This is a genomic window from Pseudomonas sp. LBUM1668 (assembly GCF_059695715.1).
On record NZ_CP166787.1, the window covers coordinates 4,144,936 to 4,161,440 of the forward strand.

Here is a 16,505-nt window from a genome sequence, read left to right on the forward strand (position 1 = left end):
GGATTCTCCATGGGCGCAAGCATTCTCACCGCGAAGAACCTCAGCAAAGTGGTTTCCAGCGCGGAAGGTGAACTGACTATCCTGCACGAACTCAGCCTGGAACTGAACAAGGGCGACAGCCTGGCCATCGTTGGCGCGTCCGGTTCCGGCAAATCCACCCTCCTCGGCCTGCTCGCCGGGCTCGACCTGCCCAGCAGCGGCGAAGTCACGCTGGCCGGCCAGGGCCTGAGCGGTCTCGACGAAGACCAGCGCGCGCGCATCCGTGCCGAGCACGTCGGTTTCGTTTTTCAGTCATTCCAGTTGCTCGACAGTCTCAATGCACTGGAAAACGTCATGCTGCCGCTGGAACTCGATGGCCGCAAAGACGCTCGTGAGCGCGCAACCCAATTGCTGCAACGGGTCGGACTCGGCCAGCGCCTGACGCACTCGCCGCGCCAATTGTCCGGTGGTGAGCAACAACGCGTGGCGATTGCCCGGGCGTTTGCTGCCGAACCTGACGTACTGTTCGCCGATGAACCCACCGGAAACCTCGACAGCCACACCGGCGAGCGCATCAGCGACTTGCTGTTCGAATTGAATAAGGAACGCGGCACCACTCTGGTGCTGGTGACCCACGACGAACGCCTGGCCCATCGCTGCCGGCGTCTGATCCGTCTTGAAGCCGGGCTGTTGGTCGCCCCTCTGGAGCCTTGATGGCACGTCTGCCGCTGTTGCGTCTGTTCAGCCTCGCCATCCGCCAACTGCTGCGCGATGCCCGCGCCGGAGAATTGCGGGTATTGTTCTTCGCCCTCGTCGTGGCGGTGGCGGCGAGTACCGCCATCGGTTATTTCGGCGCTCGCCTCAACGGCGCCATGATGTTGCGTGCCACCGAGTTTCTCGGCGCAGACCTGGTGCTTGAAGGCAGTTCGCCGGCCCGCGAGGAGCAGATCAGGAGCGGCACAGAGCTGCGTCTGAACCATGCGCAGGTGGTGGAGTTTTCCAGCGTCATCGCCACCGACAACGGCATTCAGTTGTCGAGTATCAAAGCGGTCGATCGCGCTTATCCATTGCGCGGGGAGCTGAAAAGCGCGCCGGCGCCCTTCGCCACTGAAGAGCCCGGCGGCGAACCACAACCGGGCGAAGCCTGGGTCGAGGCGCGCCTGCTGACTGCGCTGGATCTGAAGATCGGCGACAGCATCGATGTCGGCTCGAAGACATTGAAGCTGACCCGGGTGCTGACCTACGAGCCGGATCGCGCCGGCAACTTCTACAGCCTGACGCCACGAGTGCTGATCAATCTCGACGATCTTGCCGCTACCGCAGTGGTGCAGCCTGGTAGTCGGGTGAGCTACCGCGAACTGTGGCGCGGCGAGCCGCAAGCGCTGGAAACCTATCGACAGTTGATCAAACCGGGGCTCGCGGCGAACCAGCGGATTCAGGATGCCCGCGACGGCAACCGACAGATTGGTGGCGCGCTGGGCAAAGCCGAGCGCTATCTGAACATGGCCAGTCTGGTCGCGGTGCTGCTGGCCGGGGTGGCCGTCGCTTTGTCAGCAAATCGCTTCGCCAGCCGTCGTTTCGATGCCAGTGCCTTGCTGCGCTGTCTCGGATTATCACGTCGGGAAACCATGCTGCTGTTCAGTATTCAACTGACGGTGCTGGGGTTATTCGCCGCCATTGGCGGTGCGTTGCTCGGTTGGTTGGCGCAACTGGGTTTGTTTGCGCTGCTGCATGATCTATTGCCGAGTGATGTGCCAGCGGGCGGCCTGTTTCCGGCCATCGCCGGGATCGGCACAGGGTTGGTGGCGCTGGCGGGGTTCGCCCTGCCGCCGCTCGCCGCACTGGGTCGTGTACCGCCATTGCGCGTGTTGCGCCGTGACATGCTGCCGATTCCATCGAGTACTTGGATGGTTTACGGCGCCGCTTTGGGCGCTCTCGGCTTGATCATGTGGCGCCTGAGCCTTGATCTGCTGCTGACGTTCGCACTGCTCGGCGGTGGCGTCGTTGCTGCGCTGGTGCTCGGTGGTCTGTTGCTGTTATTGCTGCAAAGCCTGCGGCGGATGCTCGCCCGCGCATCGTTGCCGTGGCGTCTGGGCCTCGGTCAACTGTTGCGCCACCCGCTGGCCGCAGCGGGCCAATCGTTGGCGTTCGGCCTGATCCTGTTGTCCATGGCGCTGATCGCGCTGTTGCGTGGCGAACTGCTCGACACCTGGCAAAACCAGCTGCCCAAAAACGCGCCGAACTACTTTGCCCTGAATATTTTGCCGGCGGACAAGCAGGCTTTCACCGATCACCTGATCAAGGTGTCCGCGCAAGCGGCGCCGCTGTACCCGGTCGTGCCGGGACGGCTGATCAGCATCAACGGCGACCCGGTGCAGCAAATCGTCAGCAAGGATTCTGCCGGCGACCGCGCGGTACAACGTGACCTGAGCCTTACCTGGGCCGCGGATATGCCCGCCGGCAACAAACTGACTGCCGGAACGTGGTGGACCGAACAGCCAACCGGCGATGTACCGGGCGTGTCAGTGGAAGGCAAAGTTGCCGAGAGCCTCAAGCTCAAACTGGGCGATCACATGGTGTTCAGTGTTGGCGGGGTCAATCGCGAAGCGAAGGTCACCAGTCTGCGCGATATCAACTGGGACAACTTCCAGCCGAACTTCTTCATGATCTTCCAGCCCGGCACATTGAAGGACCTGCCAGCGACCTACCTGACCAGTTTCTATCTGGCCGCGGGTCACGACCAGCAGATCGTCGAACTGTCGCGCGCCTTCCCGGCGGTGACCATTCTTCAGGTCGAAGCCTTGCTTGAACAGCTGCGCAGCATCCTCGCCCAGGTCACCCTGGCGGTGGAATATGTGTTGTTGTTTGTCTTGGCAGCGGGCATGGCCGTGCTGTTTTCCGGGTTGCAAGCGACGCTGGATGAACGCATTCGCCAAGGCGCGCTGCTGCGTGCCTTGGGTGCGGAGCGGCAATTGCTGATCAAGGCTCGGCGCATCGAGTTCGGCCTGCTCGGCGCGGTCAGCGGTTTGCTCGCGGCGATTGGCTCGGAAGTGGTAAGTCTGGTGTTGTACCGCTACGCGTTCGATCTGCCGTGGCATCCGCATCCGTGGCTGCTGGTGCTACCGCTGATTGGCGCAGTGCTGATCGGCGGCGCTGGTGTGTTCGGCACGCGCCGGGCACTCAACGCAAGTCCGCTGACAGTGTTGCGCGAGGGTTGATAGACTCAAGCGCTCGTCACCACAAGAAGTTGCCATGAGCCGTTATCGCCCTCCCCGCACCGCCGGCACCGCGCTGATCACCCCTGAAGGTGAAGCGCGGATGCGCGCCGAATTCCATGAGTTGTGGCACGTGCGCCGCCCGCAAGTGACGCAATCGGTCAGTGAGGCGGCGGCCCAGGGCGATCGCTCGGAAAACGCTGAATACACCTACGGCAAGAAGATGCTGCGCGAAATCGATAGTCGTGTGCGCTTTCTTACCAAACGTCTCGAAGCGCTCAAGGTAGTCAGCGAAAAACCCAGCGATCCGAACAAGGTCTACTTCGGCGCCTGGGTCACCATCGAGGACGAAGACGGCAAGCAATCGCGCTACCGCATCGTTGGCCCGGATGAACTGGATCTGAAACTGGGTTTGATCAGCATTGATTCGCCGTTGGCCCGAGCCTTGATTGGCAAGGCGCTGGATGCCGAAGTGCGTGTGCAAACTCCGACCGGCGAACAATGCGTTTACATCGTGGCGATTGATTACCCGTGAGCGCGATCAGCGACGGGTAATCAGCCCCTGCCGCGCGACACGCACCAGTTGCTTGATCATTTCAGGCGCATCTTCCTCACTCGGTGACTGAATCACCGCCAGATCGAAACTGTCACTGGCGAAACGCGTCAGCGACTCGCCGTCTTCAACGAACTGGATCAGGAACGCGGCAGGACCTCCGCTGCGACGTGGCCAGCCATCGAGATAACGCAACAGCGTCGGCTGATGTTTACCGCCAAGGAGGATTTTTGGATTGCGCTGGGTGATATGTGCCGTGATCGGCGCGGGACGTGCTGGAGGGCGTAGTGCATTCATTGTGTCGTGTCTCTGCCTCAAAAGTCTGCATGGCAGGTGAGAGGCAACACCGAACCAGCGCTTTAGCGGTATTTCGAAGCCCTGTTCCGGCTTCTGACGGCGACTGATCGAGTCACCTGGCGCCCCGCAAGTAGCTGTTTAAATCGGCGCATGGGCAACATCCTAGAGAACGTGACCGATCAGTGTCAAGAATCAGCGCCAACAAAAAAGGCCCGCACAATGCGGGCCTTTGCTTGAGCCAGAGCGGTCAACCGGCGATGGCGCGGTCCACCGAAAGCTTGCCGGCGCCTTCGATCAGCACCGCGAGGCTGCCACCGAGCAAAGCCAAGGCGAACTCGTAACCGTTGTTGGCCATGAACAGGCCGTTGCTGATGTGCACGGTGAAGATCGCCACCAGCGACAGGACGGTCAGACCCAATGCTGCCGGACGGACCAGCAGGCCGATGATCAGCGCCAGGCCAGCGAAAAACTCGGTACCACCCGACAGAACGGCCATGGCATAACCCGGCGTCAGACCCAGACTCTCCATGTACTGCGCGGTGCCGGCAAGGCCATACCCACCGAACATTCCGAAGAGTTTCTGCGCGCCATGTGCGGCGAAGATCACGCCGACTACGATGCGCAGGATGGCCAGGCCGTAGCCAGCGCGGGTGAACAGTACCTTGTTGATCAGAGAGCTCATGCTGCGTTCCTTGTTTTGCGAAAGTGTGTGTGGGTTGGCCGCTATATTAATCAGTTATTTTCATGTTTAAAGCGCAAATATTTCGCCATAACAATCGATTTATTTGATTATTTCCGTGAGACAACTTTCTGTCCACCGGGCTCCAACGACTCCCGCTCCCGATCGAACGCCAAGTAATACTTGTTCACGCTATTAACATAGCTGACGGCACCCATTCCCACCTGCTCCATGGCAATACGCTCGACCTGAAAGAACCATTGGTTGGGATTGAGTCCACGGCGCCGGGCTTCGGCGCGCATGCCTTGCACTCGCTCAGGGCCGATGTTGTAGGCCGCCAGCGTGAACGCCATGCGTTCGCGCTCGTTAAGTTTGGGGCTGTTGAAGAACTTGCGGCGGATCAGCGCCAGGTACTTGGCCCCGGCCTGCACGTTTGCATCGAGATTCTGGATATTGTTCACGCCGACGCGCTGGGCGGCGGATGGCGTAATTTGCATCAGCCCGGTCGGGCCACTGCCGCTGCGGGCGTTGGGCTGCAGCGCCGATTCCTTGAACGCCAGCGCTGCCAGGTTTAACCAATCCATATTTTGTGCAGCGGCGTGTTTTTGCAGGGTCGGGCGCAGTTTTTCCAGACGCTGACGGTCGGCCTTGGCCAATGGATAGTGAACCTGATAGAGCCGGCGATAAATGCGCAGAAACGCCGCATCTTCGTTCGCCGGTTTCTTGTAACCACTGATGAAGCGATCGACGCTGGCCCGCAACATCGACGCATCACGGCGCACGAACCAGTTTTCCTCACCCGGTTCGCTGATCACCAATTGTCGATCAACACGCAGCTTGGGCAGGATCTTGCCCCAGCGCTCGGCAATCGGCAGTTCAACGACGGTCAGGTGAAAGATGCCGCCCTGCACCATCTCCAACACGTCTTCGACGGCCAGCGTCGGATCGACCCATTCGATCTTGATCGGCGCGAGTTTGCGTAACGCCAGTTTTTGGTTGAGCTGACTGACCGCTTCCCCAGCAGCGCTGCCGGTGGGCAACGCGAGGGTTTTGCCGGCAAGTTGCTCGACCTTGGTGTAACGCCGCTCGCCCTTGATGCCGACCAGTACCAACGGCACGTTAGCGGCAATCGGCTCACTGCTGGCTACCGCATAACCGGCATGCAGATCGAGCAACTCCCCAGGGGCGACCAAGTCACCTTCGCCACGCTGCAACGCGCCGAGCAGTTGATCCTTGGCTTTGGGAATGATCTTGAGGGTAATTTCCTGGCCATCGCGGGAATGGCCATTGAGGTATTGCTCGAAGGCGCGCAGACGATGGTATTCGACGCCGATGGCCTGACCCTGGACTTCACCGGAACTGTTACGGCTCTGGTTGACCAGCACCCGCAACACGCGACTGCTGCGAATCTCCGAAAGATCGCGGACCTTGGCGGCAGGCACGGCTTGTAGCGGCCCGGGCAGACGCGCAACCGCCGTCATTGGCAGTAGCAACGATGCGCAAAACAGCAGCAAAACCGAGGGACGAATCATCCACTCTCCGGAAAGAATACGGGGCGAAATCACCGCGAAACGGTTGAGATCACCGACGAAAACAGAGCGCCAGGAGCGCTGGCATGGTGCGAGAGACTGGCACAGTGATGGCATTGCTGCCAACCCACGCTGCGTCGCGGCATCAAAAGACCGCGATAACTCATTGTAGTTCTTGGCTTTTCTTATGAATCTACAGCTCTGGTATGCTTTCCGGCCTTCGGCCCGAGGTAGCAACCATGCAACTCATCGATATCGGCGTCAACCTGACCAATCCAAGTTTCGCCGACAAACACCAGGCCGTACTCGACCGCGCCTATGCCGCCGGGGTCTGCCAACTGGTGCTGACCGGCACCAGCATCGAGGGGAGCGAGCAGGCGCTGGAACTCTGCCAGCAGCTGGATGAAAGCGGCCAACGACTGTTCGCCACCGCCGGGATTCACCCGCATTCGGCCAGTGACTGGAACGCTGACAGCGCCCGACGCCTGCGCAGTTTGCTGAAGGAATCCAGCGTGGTCGCAGTGGGTGAATGCGGTCTGGATTTCAACCGCGATTTCTCGCCGCGCCCGCAGCAGGAAAAAGTCCTCGAAGAACATCTGGCACTGGCCGTTGAACTGCAATTGCCGGTGTTCTTGCACGAGCGCGATGCCAGTCAGCGGCTGCTGGAGATTCTCAAGAATTTCCGCGATCAACTGCCCGCCGCCGTGGTGCATTGCTTCACCGGCGAGCAAAAGGCGTTGTTCAGCTATCTCGACCTGGATCTGCACATCGGCATTACCGGCTGGATCTGTGACGAGCGCCGAGGCACGCATCTGCATCCGCTGGTCAAAGAGATCAAGCGCGGACGGCTGATGCTCGAAAGCGACGCGCCGTATTTGCTGCCACGCACCTTGCGACCGAAACCGAAGAACGGACGCAATGAGCCGGCGTATCTGACTGAGGTGTTGCGTGAGGTGGCGTTGCATCGGGGTGAGACCGAGGAAGATCTGGCGGCGCACACGACCGCTTGTAGTCGGGCTTTTTTTGGTCTTCCTGAATTGGCCTGAGCATCAAAAGATCGCAGCCTTCGGCAGCTCCTACATGGACGGCATTCCCTTGTAGGAGCTGCCGAAGGCTGCGATCTTTTTCTTTCACCACCGGATCTGTTGACCCACATCAAATCGGCTCCCCTGCATAGCGGCACAATGCTGGCACCTTGCCAAAACTGTTTCCGCTATCAGAGAAGACCTCCATGGGTGCCTGGCTTAGCAATATCTCGCTGAAATACAAATTCTGGGCGGTCAACGCGGTCGCCTTCGTCACTACCCTGCTGCTGGTGCTGTATGCCGTTCAACTCGAACAGCAGGCCCGCAGTCAAGCGGCGCAATCGTCGGCGCAAGCTCAGGCGCAGTTGCTCAAGGCCTGGCCGGCCGGGCAGCCGCTGCCCAAGGCCGAGCAAGTGCTGACGTTTAAACGCGGCGAAGTACCGCGCTTCAACGATCAGCCGCTGTTGGAGATCACCGATAGCAACGGCTGGCACGAGCTCAATCACTTGCCACTGTTCGGCGACAACCTGCTGATCGGCGCTGAAGTGTTCAGCCGCGCCGACGGTCAGCAAGTCGCTGTCGTCGCCTATGGCCCGAGCCTGACTCAAGTATTCGGTGAGCGCTTCGCCAATTACGCGGTGGCGGTGTTCATCCTGATGCTGGCGATGCTCGGCGCTTCGCAATTGCTGATTCGCTTCCTGCTCAGCCAGCTGAACACGTTGAAAGACGTGATGCTGCACGTTGAAAAAAGCGGCGACCTCTCCGCCCGTGTGCCATTGGCCTGCAAGGACGAAGTCGGGCAGATGGCCAATGCGTTCAATGCGATGCAGGCCGGTTATCAGCGCGTCGTTACCACTGTCGCCAATACCGCACGGCAACTGGATGTCGGGGCGGCGCGCCTGGCGTCGAGCATGAACGAAGTGCGTCACGGCATGCTTGGCCAGCAGAGTGAAACCGATCAGGCAGCCACGGCGATCAACGAAATGACCGCCACCGTTTATCACATCGCCCAGCACGCCGGCGCCACCCGCGATCTGTCACAAACCGCCGATGCCCTCGCCGGCAGCGGCCAGCAGGTGGTGGCGCGGGTGCAGCATTCGATTACCGGCCTGTCCAGCGGCGTGCAACAGACCGCGCAGATGATTCAACGGCTGGCCGAGGACAGCCAGAAGATCAACGGCGTGGTCAGCGTGATTCACAGCATCGCCGAGCAAACCAATCTGCTCGCGCTCAACGCCGCCATTGAAGCGGCCCGCGCCGGTGAGATGGGCCGTGGGTTTGCGGTGGTCGCCGATGAAGTGCGCAACCTGGCCAAACGCGTGCAGGCCTCAACTGACGAGATCACCACGATGGTGTCGGCGTTGCAGGCCGGCACTCGCGATGCGGTGGATTTCATGCAAGAGAGTTCGTACAAGGCTGACGATTGTGTGCAGCAGGCGCAGGAGGCTGGCGAGGCACTGGCGGAAATCACTGGAGCGGTGGCGCAGATGCGTGAGAGCAACACGCAGATCGCCGTGGCGGCAGAGCAGCAAAGTCAGGTCGCCGAGGAGATGAATCGGGCGGTGGTGAGCATTCGCGATGTGACCGAGAACACCGTGCAGCAGACCGTGGATTCGGCGACGACCAGTAATGAGTTGGCGACGTTGGCTGGGGAATTGAGCAAGGCGATCGGACAATTGAAACTTTGAGGCCCTCATCGCGGGCAAGCCCGCTCCCACAGGGATCTCTGGCGGACACAAATTATGTGGACACCGCTCAACCCTGTGGGAGCGGGCTTGCCCGCGATGGCGTCAGCTGAATCGACATCGAATTTAGCCATTGTCACTATCACTTCAATAGCCAACCTTGATTCGCCGCCCTCCCCGCCCCGGCCTATTCTTCACCCATGTGTTCAACACGGATCGAGGAGTAGCAGACATGGGCAGACGTCACCCCAACCTTCCCGCGTGGCAATGGCGCACGCACCCGGGCAATGACCAGCATCCGACCCATCAGGTGCTGCACTTGATCGCAGTGCCGCTGTTCATCGTGGCGTTTCTGCTGATCGTTTCCGGCGTGTTCAGCCTGAGCCTGACCAGCGTGGCCATCGGTGTGATTGGTATCGTCGCGGCGGCAGGTTTACAGCGCCGCGGCCATCACCTGGAAGCGTGAGCGCCCGTCGGCATCGCGTCAGGCGAAGATCGTGACAGTCTGGCGACTCATGGCGATCAGTTCCCCTTGCGCGCTCCACAGCTTGGCGGCGACATGACCGTAACCGTCGGCAGCGTACTCGATGTCTGCCAGATATTGGCACCAGTCCAGCGTACTCAAGTCGCGTAGCGGCTGAACGAATTCGATGGTCCAGGTCAACGTGCTGCCCGGCGCAGGCTTTTTCAGATACGGCAACAGCGCGGGTGGCCACGCATCCACCAGCGCCAGCAGATGCGCTTCACTGACCGGCTCTTCTTTCACATCCCCACGCAGTCGTACCCAACCACCCATCAGCCGCGATGGGGTGCCGGTAAACGGCATGCCGCCGGTAGTCCAACGCATCGCCAGATGGCGCATGAACTCCGGCGTCACGCCTTTTATGTACGGCAACTCCTGGCATTCGTCCCAGTGCTTCATTTGCGGCGCGGGATACGCTTCAACCGCTACTTCCGATGGTCGCGAGGCACCAAAGCTGCCCTGAACGATCGTCACCACCTGACCGTTCTGCATCGCCCGGCCCAGCACCTGGCTGACGGCTTTGCCTTCTCGCAGCACATCGACTTCAAAACTCACCGGCACTTCGGGCTCGACCGGGCCGACAAAGGTGATCGCCAGCGAACGCACCGGGCGATCCGCCGGCACCTTGGCGCGCATGGCTTCAAATTGCAGGGCGGCGACCAGGCCACCGAAACTGGCGCGGCCCTGTCCCCATTCGGCAGGGATAGTCAGCGTCGAATCGCGGCGGACCGCATCAAGCAGATCGCTAAAGCGCATGGCAACCTCAGAAAGCAAAAATGAATGCCGGGATCTTAACCAGCCACGCAGAGCGCCGCAGCGTCTATTCCGGTCAAATGGGCAGACAGATAGGCCTTACACCGATTTCAAACCCAATGAAAAACCCTGTAGGAGCTGCCGAAGGCTCGGGCCGCGATTGGACGATCTTTTGATCTAGTTTTTAAAAACCAAAAATCAAAAGATCGCAGCCTTCGGCAGCTCCTACAGGGGGATTGCGGGGTTATTTGAAGCAGGAGGAACTGAGTTTTTCGAGCACCCGATCTGCCTTGGCTTCAGCCTTGATCATCGTTGCCTGCCACGTCGCGACACACGGCTGAAGGTCCGCCTCCAGCTCGGCCCGCGCCAGCCACTGCCAGCAATCGTGCCAATCGCCCAAGGCACCTTGCGCGGATTTCAGCCGTTCCAGCGCTGATTCGGGCAAGCGATCCAGTTCGGGATAGGCTTCGATGCCATAACGCACACGCTTGATCAGCAGTCGCAGGCGATGCCGGTCATGGGCCGGATCGTGCAGCGCCTGGTCGAGATTCTTCCATTGTTTGCCGAGGCGTTTTTCGATGCGCTTGCCCAGACGTTTGAGCAAGCCCTGACGCTGCGAGGCACGCAAAAAGCGCGGGAAAGCGTCGAGGATCATCAGCAGCGAGGCCACTTCCTGGCTCGCCGCCAGCGCCGGATAGGCTTCGGCCATTTGCGCCATGCGCCGTTGTGCGGCTTCAGGTTGATCGTGTTCGAGCAGGTACGCCGCCAGCACTTCGCGATCTCGCCACGGCGTGGTCAACTGGCCGACCGCCGACGCCGCGTCTTCCAGTTGCTCGACACCCGGCAAGCCGCGCAACGGCCGCAACAGGCTGCGCAAGCGCCGCACCGTAGTGCGCAGATCGTGCAGCGCCTCGGGGTCGGTCCGCGCGGTGAGGCGCGCCTGACAGACCAGCAATCGCACTTCCAGGCTCAAGACATGAGCCACCAAGCCGTCAACCAACGCAGACATCACTTGCTCCCTGATTCAAAAAGCCTGACGGCTGAGTCTGCAATGTCGCAGCCTCAGTCGACTTGTGCCAAGTCAGCAGCTTAGCGGCCGGCGCGAGATTCGCGAATGTAGAAACGCGCCTTCTCGGCTTTGCTGGCGCAACCCTCGAAGCCTTCAAATTGTTGTTGAGTTTTGGCGGCGGTCAACAATGACAGTGCTTTGGAATAACTCACGGTGCCGGCAAAGCCTTCGGCCTTGGCCAGATCCAGCTCATGCCACGCGGTGTCGAGCTGGCTGCCGCAGCTGTCGCGGTAAGCGGTCTTACCGGCGCAACCGGCCAATGCCAGAGCCAACAACGGTACACAGATCCAGGCTTTCATCACTCACACCTCAAAGATAGGTCAACAGTCGTGCAGGTAAGACGATAAGGCTGAGAAAAAGTGCCTTGTCGCCCCATGATTATGCGATGGCGAAAGGATAGCGCCGAGTGGTCACACAGTATCGAAAAAACGACGTCATCGACGCGCTGAGCGACTTCGGCGATTGAGCCACCTGCTCGATGAGTGCATTGTGCAACCTTGTCGGGAGGAAGTTTGATGAAAAAGCGTGTCGCACTGGTGCTGGGTTCCGGAGGCGCCCGGGGCTACGCCCATATCGGAGTCATAGAAGAGATCGAACGACGCGGTTATGACATCGCCTGTATTGCCGGTTGTTCGATGGGCGCGGTGGTCGGCGGGATCTACGCCGCCGGCAAGCTTGATGAATACAAACACTGGATCGAAAGCCTCGATTACCTCGACGTGCTGCGACTGGTCGACGTGAGCTTCCGTCTCGGCGCGATTCGCGGTGAAAAGGTCTTCGGCCAGATCCGCAAGATCGTCGGCGATATCAATATCGAAGATTTGCGTATCCCTTACACCGCGGTCGCCGCCGACCTCACCAACCAGCAGGAAATCTGGTTTCAGGAAGGCTGTCTGCATCAGGCCATGCGCGCGTCGGCGGCGATTCCCAGCCTGTTCACCCCGGTGATGCAAGGCAACCGGATGCTGGTGGATGGCGGGATTCTCAACCCGCTGCCGATCGTGCCGGTGGTGTCGAGTCATTGCGATCTGATCATCGCGGTCAATCTCAACTCGACCAACCAGCGGCATTACAAGTTACCGGTGATCCAGCGTCCTGCCGCCTTTCGTTCTCGGTTCGACAGCCTGATCAGTTCGCTCGGTTCGAAGCTGCCATTCCGCCGCACCCAGGCCGAGCAACTGCTGCGTCTGGAACAGGAAGCACTGCGTGCCGAAGCGGCGAGTATCAACCCGTGGCTCGAAGGCGCCGAACCCGAATCGCAACAACCCGCCGCGGCTCCCGAACGCGAAGGCGCACCGAAATCCGCGACGGGTTCATTCATCATCGATAACGTTGGGCCCGCGTCATTGCTGGACTTGATCAACCAGAGCTTCGAGGTGATGCAGACCTCGTTGGCGCAGTACAAGATTGCCGGGTATCCGCCGGACATCTTGATCAACGTGCCGAAGCGGGTGTGCCGGTTTTTCGAGTTTTACAAGGCGCCGGAGTTGATCGCTTTGGGGCGCGAGATTGCGCGGGACACCTTTGATCGATATGAAGAGGAGCAGAGCAGAGATTCCTGAAGTTCTCGACTGACTGTCAGGCCCTCATCGCTGGCAAGCCAGCTCCCACAGTGGTCTGTGTGAAACACAGTTTTCAACCACACCCGAGATACCTGTGGGAGCTGGCTTGCCAGCGATAGGGCCAGAAAAGGCCACACAAAAACTACAGACTGTTTTCACTCAACAGCCGATACCCAACCCCCGCCTCTGTCACGATAAACCGCGGCCGCGTCGGATCATCCGCCAGTTTCTGGCGTAAATGCCCAACCACGATTCGCAGGTAATGGCTGTCCTCGGTGTGCGTCGGCCCCCAGATATCCTTGAGCAATTGCTGCTGGGTGATCACCCGTCCCGGATGCCGCGCCAGTTGCGCCAGCACCGCATATTCCTTGCGAGTCAGGGCCACTTCGACGCCATCAAGCAACACCCGCCGATAGGCCAGATCCACCGTCAGCGGGCCGAAATTCAGCGCTGCCTGCTGCGCTTCTCCCGCCGGCGCCTGGCGCAACAACGCGCGCACCCGCGCCAGAAACTCCTGAATGCCGAACGGTTTGGTCACGTAATCGTTGGCGCCGCCGTCCAATGCCTCGACCTTCTGCCCTTCGCTGGCGCGCACCGACAGCACCAGCACCGGCGCCGTGGCCCACTCGCGAAACTCGCGCAGCACTTGCTGGCCGTCCATGTCCGGCAGGCCGAGGTCGAGCACCAGCAGGTCCGGTTTATTCAGCGCCGCTTGCGCCAGGCCCTCGGCGCCGGTGCCGGCCTCGAGCACTTTGTAGCCTTGTGAAACGAGGCTGATGCGCAGGAACTTGCGGATCTGCGGTTCGTCGTCAATGACCAAAATGGTCGCGGTCTGGCTCATGAATTCACATCAACACAAAAGATTGGCAAGAGAGTAGCGCAGTCGGATTCAAGCTTCATCGTCCATCCCCGGTTGCGCCTGCAATGGCAGGTGCAAGGTGATGCAGGTGCCGCGCCCGTCAATGCCATCGGCAACGCTGATTCGCCCGCCATGTGCACCGACCATGCCCTGACAAATCGCCAGGCCGAGGCCGGTGCCCTGGCCGCCGCGATCACCGCGTGCGGCGGTGTAGAACATATCGAAAATCTTCGCCCGCTCGTCTTCGGGAATCCCCGGCCCCTCGTCGCTGACCGAGAAGTAGATTTCGTTGTCGTTCGCGCCGGCATTCAATTGCAATCGGCCGTCAGGTGGCGAGAAACGTGCGGCGTTTTCAAGCACATTGACCAGCGCCTGTTCGATCAACGCCGCGTGCACGTACAGCAACGGCAACTCGGCCGGCACCTCGGTGCTGACCTGCAACGGCGCGAGCACTGCGCGCAGACGATTGAGCGAACTGCCGACGATATCGGCCGGCGACACCCAGTCCCGCGCCAGCTTCAGCGCGCCATGGCCCAGGCGTGTCATGTCGAGCAGATTCTGGATGTAGCGGTCGAGGCGTTCGGCTTCGTCACGGGTGCCTTCGAGCAGCTCGCGACGATCCTCCAGCGGGATCGCTTCGCCAAGGGCCAACAGGCTGTCGATGCTGCCACGCATGGACGTCAGCGGCGTGCGCAAATCATGGGAAACCGAGGCCAGCAGCGCGCTGCGCAATTGCTCGGTTTCGCCGTGCAGGCGCGCCGCTTCCAGATCATCCGCCAACTGCGCGCGAGCCAACGCTTGCGCCAGTGGCTGACTGAGCGCGGTGAGCAACCGGCGACGCTGGCCACTCAAGGTCTGGCCCTCTTTGGCGCACACCCCGAGCAGCGCCAGCGGACCGTCCTCGACCGACAGCGGCCACCACCACCAGCGACCGAACGGCAGCGTGCCGGTGCCCATCCCGGCCGGTTGATCGTGCTGCCAGGCCCAATCGGCGGCAGCGCGTTCGGATTCGGTGAATTGCAGCGGGCCGCCGGTTTCAACTTTCCAGCCACCCTGCCCGTCGCGATTGAGCAAGCAGATTTGCAGATCGCTCCAACCATTGAGGTGCTGCGCGGCGGCATTGACCACGGCCTGGCGGTCGGTGGCGGCGGTGAGTTTGCGCGACAGGTCGAGCAGCTCGGAAGTTTCTTCCTGGGTGTCGCGCAACGCCTGCAATTGCCGACGCTGACGCGCAGCCAGGTTGCCAGTGAGCGCCGCCATCAACAGAAAGAACAGCAAGGTCAGCACGTCTTCTTCACGCTGGATGCTGAACGAAAAATTCGGCGGAATGAACAGAAAGTCGTAGGTCAGAAACGACAACGCCGCACAGGCCAGCGCCGGACCGAGACTGCTGCGCACCGCCACCAGCAACACGGCCGCCAGGAACACCAGCGAGATGTTCGGCAGCGGCAACACACTCGACACTGCCCACGCCAGTGCAGTGGCCAACACCGTGGCGACCAGCGCCAGCAGGTAGTCGAACCAAACCAGTGTCAGTGGATTTCGAGTACGCGGTTGATCCTGTTGTTGATCGCTGTCGAGGACGTTGATTTCCAGCCCATGGGCCTGGCGCAGCAACCGAGCGGCCAGACCACCACCGAACAGACGACGGCGCAGACGCGGGCGGGACTGCCCGACAAGGACCAGACTCGCACGGCGTTCGGTAGCATGCTGGATCAGGGTTTTCGCCACCTCGCCGGCGCGCAGCAACACCACTTCGCCACCGAGCCGTTCGGCGAGTTGCTGAGCACTTTGCAGACGCAAACGTGATTGCTCGTCGCGCACGCTGCCGTTGTCGACGTGCACCAGACTCCACGGCAAATGCCGACGCTGCGCGACGCGGCTGGCGTGACGCACGAGACGCTCGGCCTGGGCATCGCCATCAATGCCGACCAGCAAACGTCCGCGCACCGCCGGCGCGGCCTGACCCATTTGGCGATAGCCTTGGGCGAGGTCGTTATCGACTTGTGCCGCGGCCGTTTGCATCGCCAGTTCGCGCAATGCGGTGAGGTTGGTCTGGGTGAAGAATGCATCGATTGCCGCCCGCGCCTGCTCCGGCACATAGACCTTGCCTTCGCGCAGCCGCTCGAGCAATTCACGCGGCGGCAGGTCGATCAGCAACAGCTCAAAGGCTTCTTGCAGCACCCAGTCCGGCAGGGTTTCGCGCACCTGCACGCCGGTGATGCCGCGCACCTGATCGTTGAGGCTTTCGAGGTGCTGGACGTTGACCGTGGTGAACACATCGATGCCGGCCGCGAGCAGTTCCTGAATGTCTTGCCAGCGTTTCGTATGGCGGCTGCCGGGGGCGTTGCTGTGGGCCAGTTCATCGACCAGCACCAGCTTCGGTTTGGCGGCGAGGAGGCCGTCGAGGTCCATTTCTTCGAGCATCACGCCACGGTATTCCGAGCGCACCAGAGGCTGCTGCGGCAAGCCGCCGAGCAACGCTTCGGTTTCGGCTCGGCCGTGGGTTTCAACGACGCCGGCGATGACTTTCACACCTTGACGCAGTTGGGTGTGGGCGGCCTGGAGCATCGCGTAGGTCTTGCCGACACCGGGCGCGGCGCCAAGGAAAACCTTGAGCCGGCCTCGGCCGTCGCGGGGCAGGTCTGCTAACAGTGCGTCGGCGCGGCCGGAGTCGCTCATCTGGGATTGCCTTGTTCGGTTTGAGATTGGTTGAAGCGTTAAAAGATCGCAGCCTTCGGCAGCTCCTACAATGGAACGGCGTACACCCTGTAGGA

14 protein-coding genes and 1 pseudogene are annotated in these 16,505 nt (G+C 61.0%); 7 read left to right on the forward strand and 8 right to left on the reverse strand.

Going from position 1 to position 16,505, the window contains the following annotated elements; all coding sequences use genetic code 11:
* The first annotated feature begins 9 nt into the window (after positions 1-9).
* Genes ACA061_RS18680 through greB form a run of 3 tightly spaced genes read left to right on the forward strand, consistent with a single transcriptional unit; the run spans position 10 to position 3,729 of the window.
* Positions 10-693, forward strand: a complete 684-nt coding sequence (locus ACA061_RS18680; protein WP_150603341.1) for an ABC transporter ATP-binding protein — start codon at positions 10-12, stop codon at positions 691-693.
* Entirely contained in the window at positions 693-3,197 is a 2,505-nt protein-coding gene (locus tag ACA061_RS18685; RefSeq protein ID WP_150615940.1) for an ABC transporter permease, read from the forward strand. Before ACA061_RS18680 ends, ACA061_RS18685 begins: the two co-directional genes overlap by 1 nt.
* Positions 3,198-3,231: 34 nt before the next feature.
* Positions 3,232-3,729: a transcription elongation factor GreB gene (gene greB / locus ACA061_RS18690; RefSeq protein ID WP_025113125.1), complete on the forward strand. Its 498-nt coding sequence runs from the start codon at positions 3,232-3,234 to the stop codon at positions 3,727-3,729.
* Positions 3,730-3,735: 6 nt separating this feature from the next.
* On the opposite strand, the gene ACA061_RS18695 is transcribed toward greB, so the two are convergent.
* From ACA061_RS18695 to ACA061_RS18705, 3 genes are all read right to left on the reverse strand, one after another.
* Positions 3,736-4,044, reverse strand: coding sequence for a class I SAM-dependent methyltransferase (locus ACA061_RS18695; protein ID WP_150615941.1), 309 nt, complete (start codon positions 4,042-4,044; stop codon positions 3,736-3,738).
* Positions 4,045-4,291: 247 nt separating this feature from the next.
* Positions 4,292-4,726, reverse strand: a complete 435-nt coding sequence (locus tag ACA061_RS18700; protein WP_497299820.1) for a DoxX family protein — start codon at positions 4,724-4,726, stop codon at positions 4,292-4,294.
* A 107-nt stretch (positions 4,727-4,833) separates the two neighbouring features.
* Positions 4,834-6,255: an MltF family protein gene (locus ACA061_RS18705; protein ID WP_150603338.1), complete on the reverse strand. Its 1,422-nt coding sequence runs from the start codon at positions 6,253-6,255 to the stop codon at positions 4,834-4,836.
* Between the two features lie 236 nt (positions 6,256-6,491).
* Here ACA061_RS18705 and ACA061_RS18710 point away from each other — a divergent pair, with 236 nt between their 5' ends.
* The 3 genes and pseudogenes from ACA061_RS18710 to ACA061_RS18720 all read left to right on the forward strand — a co-directional run.
* The gene (locus ACA061_RS18710; protein WP_210553961.1) at positions 6,492-7,298 is read left to right on the forward strand and encodes a TatD family hydrolase; all 807 of its coding nucleotides are present in this window, start codon (positions 6,492-6,494) and stop codon (positions 7,296-7,298) included.
* Between the two features lie 185 nt (positions 7,299-7,483).
* A complete protein-coding gene (locus ACA061_RS18715) occupies positions 7,484-8,965 on the forward strand; it encodes a methyl-accepting chemotaxis protein (RefSeq protein ID WP_210553962.1) in 1,482 nt (493 codons plus the stop codon).
* A gap of 229 nt (positions 8,966-9,194) precedes the next feature.
* Positions 9,195-9,425: pseudogene (locus tag ACA061_RS18720) on the forward strand (terminase); the annotation flags it as partial.
* 21 nt (positions 9,426-9,446) lie between these two features.
* Here ACA061_RS18720 and ACA061_RS18725 read toward each other — a convergent pair.
* The 3 genes from ACA061_RS18725 to ACA061_RS18735 all read right to left on the reverse strand — a co-directional run bounded on the left by ACA061_RS18725 (position 9,447) and on the right by ACA061_RS18735 (position 11,606).
* Entirely contained in the window at positions 9,447-10,241 is a 795-nt protein-coding gene (locus ACA061_RS18725) for an acyl-CoA thioesterase (protein ID WP_210553963.1), read from the reverse strand.
* 241 nt (positions 10,242-10,482) lie between these two features.
* Positions 10,483-11,247, reverse strand: a complete 765-nt coding sequence (locus ACA061_RS18730; RefSeq protein WP_210553964.1) for a CHAD domain-containing protein — start codon at positions 11,245-11,247, stop codon at positions 10,483-10,485.
* Positions 11,248-11,327: 80 nt separating this feature from the next.
* A complete protein-coding gene (locus ACA061_RS18735; protein WP_150603333.1) occupies positions 11,328-11,606 on the reverse strand; it encodes a hypothetical protein in 279 nt (92 codons plus the stop codon).
* Positions 11,607-11,822: 216 nt separating this feature from the next.
* Here ACA061_RS18735 and ACA061_RS18740 point away from each other — a divergent pair, with 216 nt between their 5' ends.
* Positions 11,823-12,869 (forward strand): patatin-like phospholipase family protein, encoded by a 1,047-nt coding sequence (locus ACA061_RS18740; protein ID WP_150615947.1) that lies wholly within the window; start codon positions 11,823-11,825, stop codon positions 12,867-12,869.
* A 142-nt stretch (positions 12,870-13,011) separates the two neighbouring features.
* Here the strand turns inward: ACA061_RS18740 and ACA061_RS18745 are convergent, their stop codons facing one another.
* Both ACA061_RS18745 and ACA061_RS18750 read right to left on the reverse strand, forming a co-directional pair.
* Positions 13,012-13,710: a response regulator gene (locus ACA061_RS18745; RefSeq protein ID WP_497299821.1), complete on the reverse strand. Its 699-nt coding sequence runs from the start codon at positions 13,708-13,710 to the stop codon at positions 13,012-13,014.
* Between the two features lie 48 nt (positions 13,711-13,758).
* A complete protein-coding gene (locus ACA061_RS18750) occupies positions 13,759-16,410 on the reverse strand; it encodes a DUF4118 domain-containing protein (protein WP_497299822.1) in 2,652 nt (883 codons plus the stop codon).
* Between the last annotated feature and the right edge of the window lie 95 nt (positions 16,411-16,505).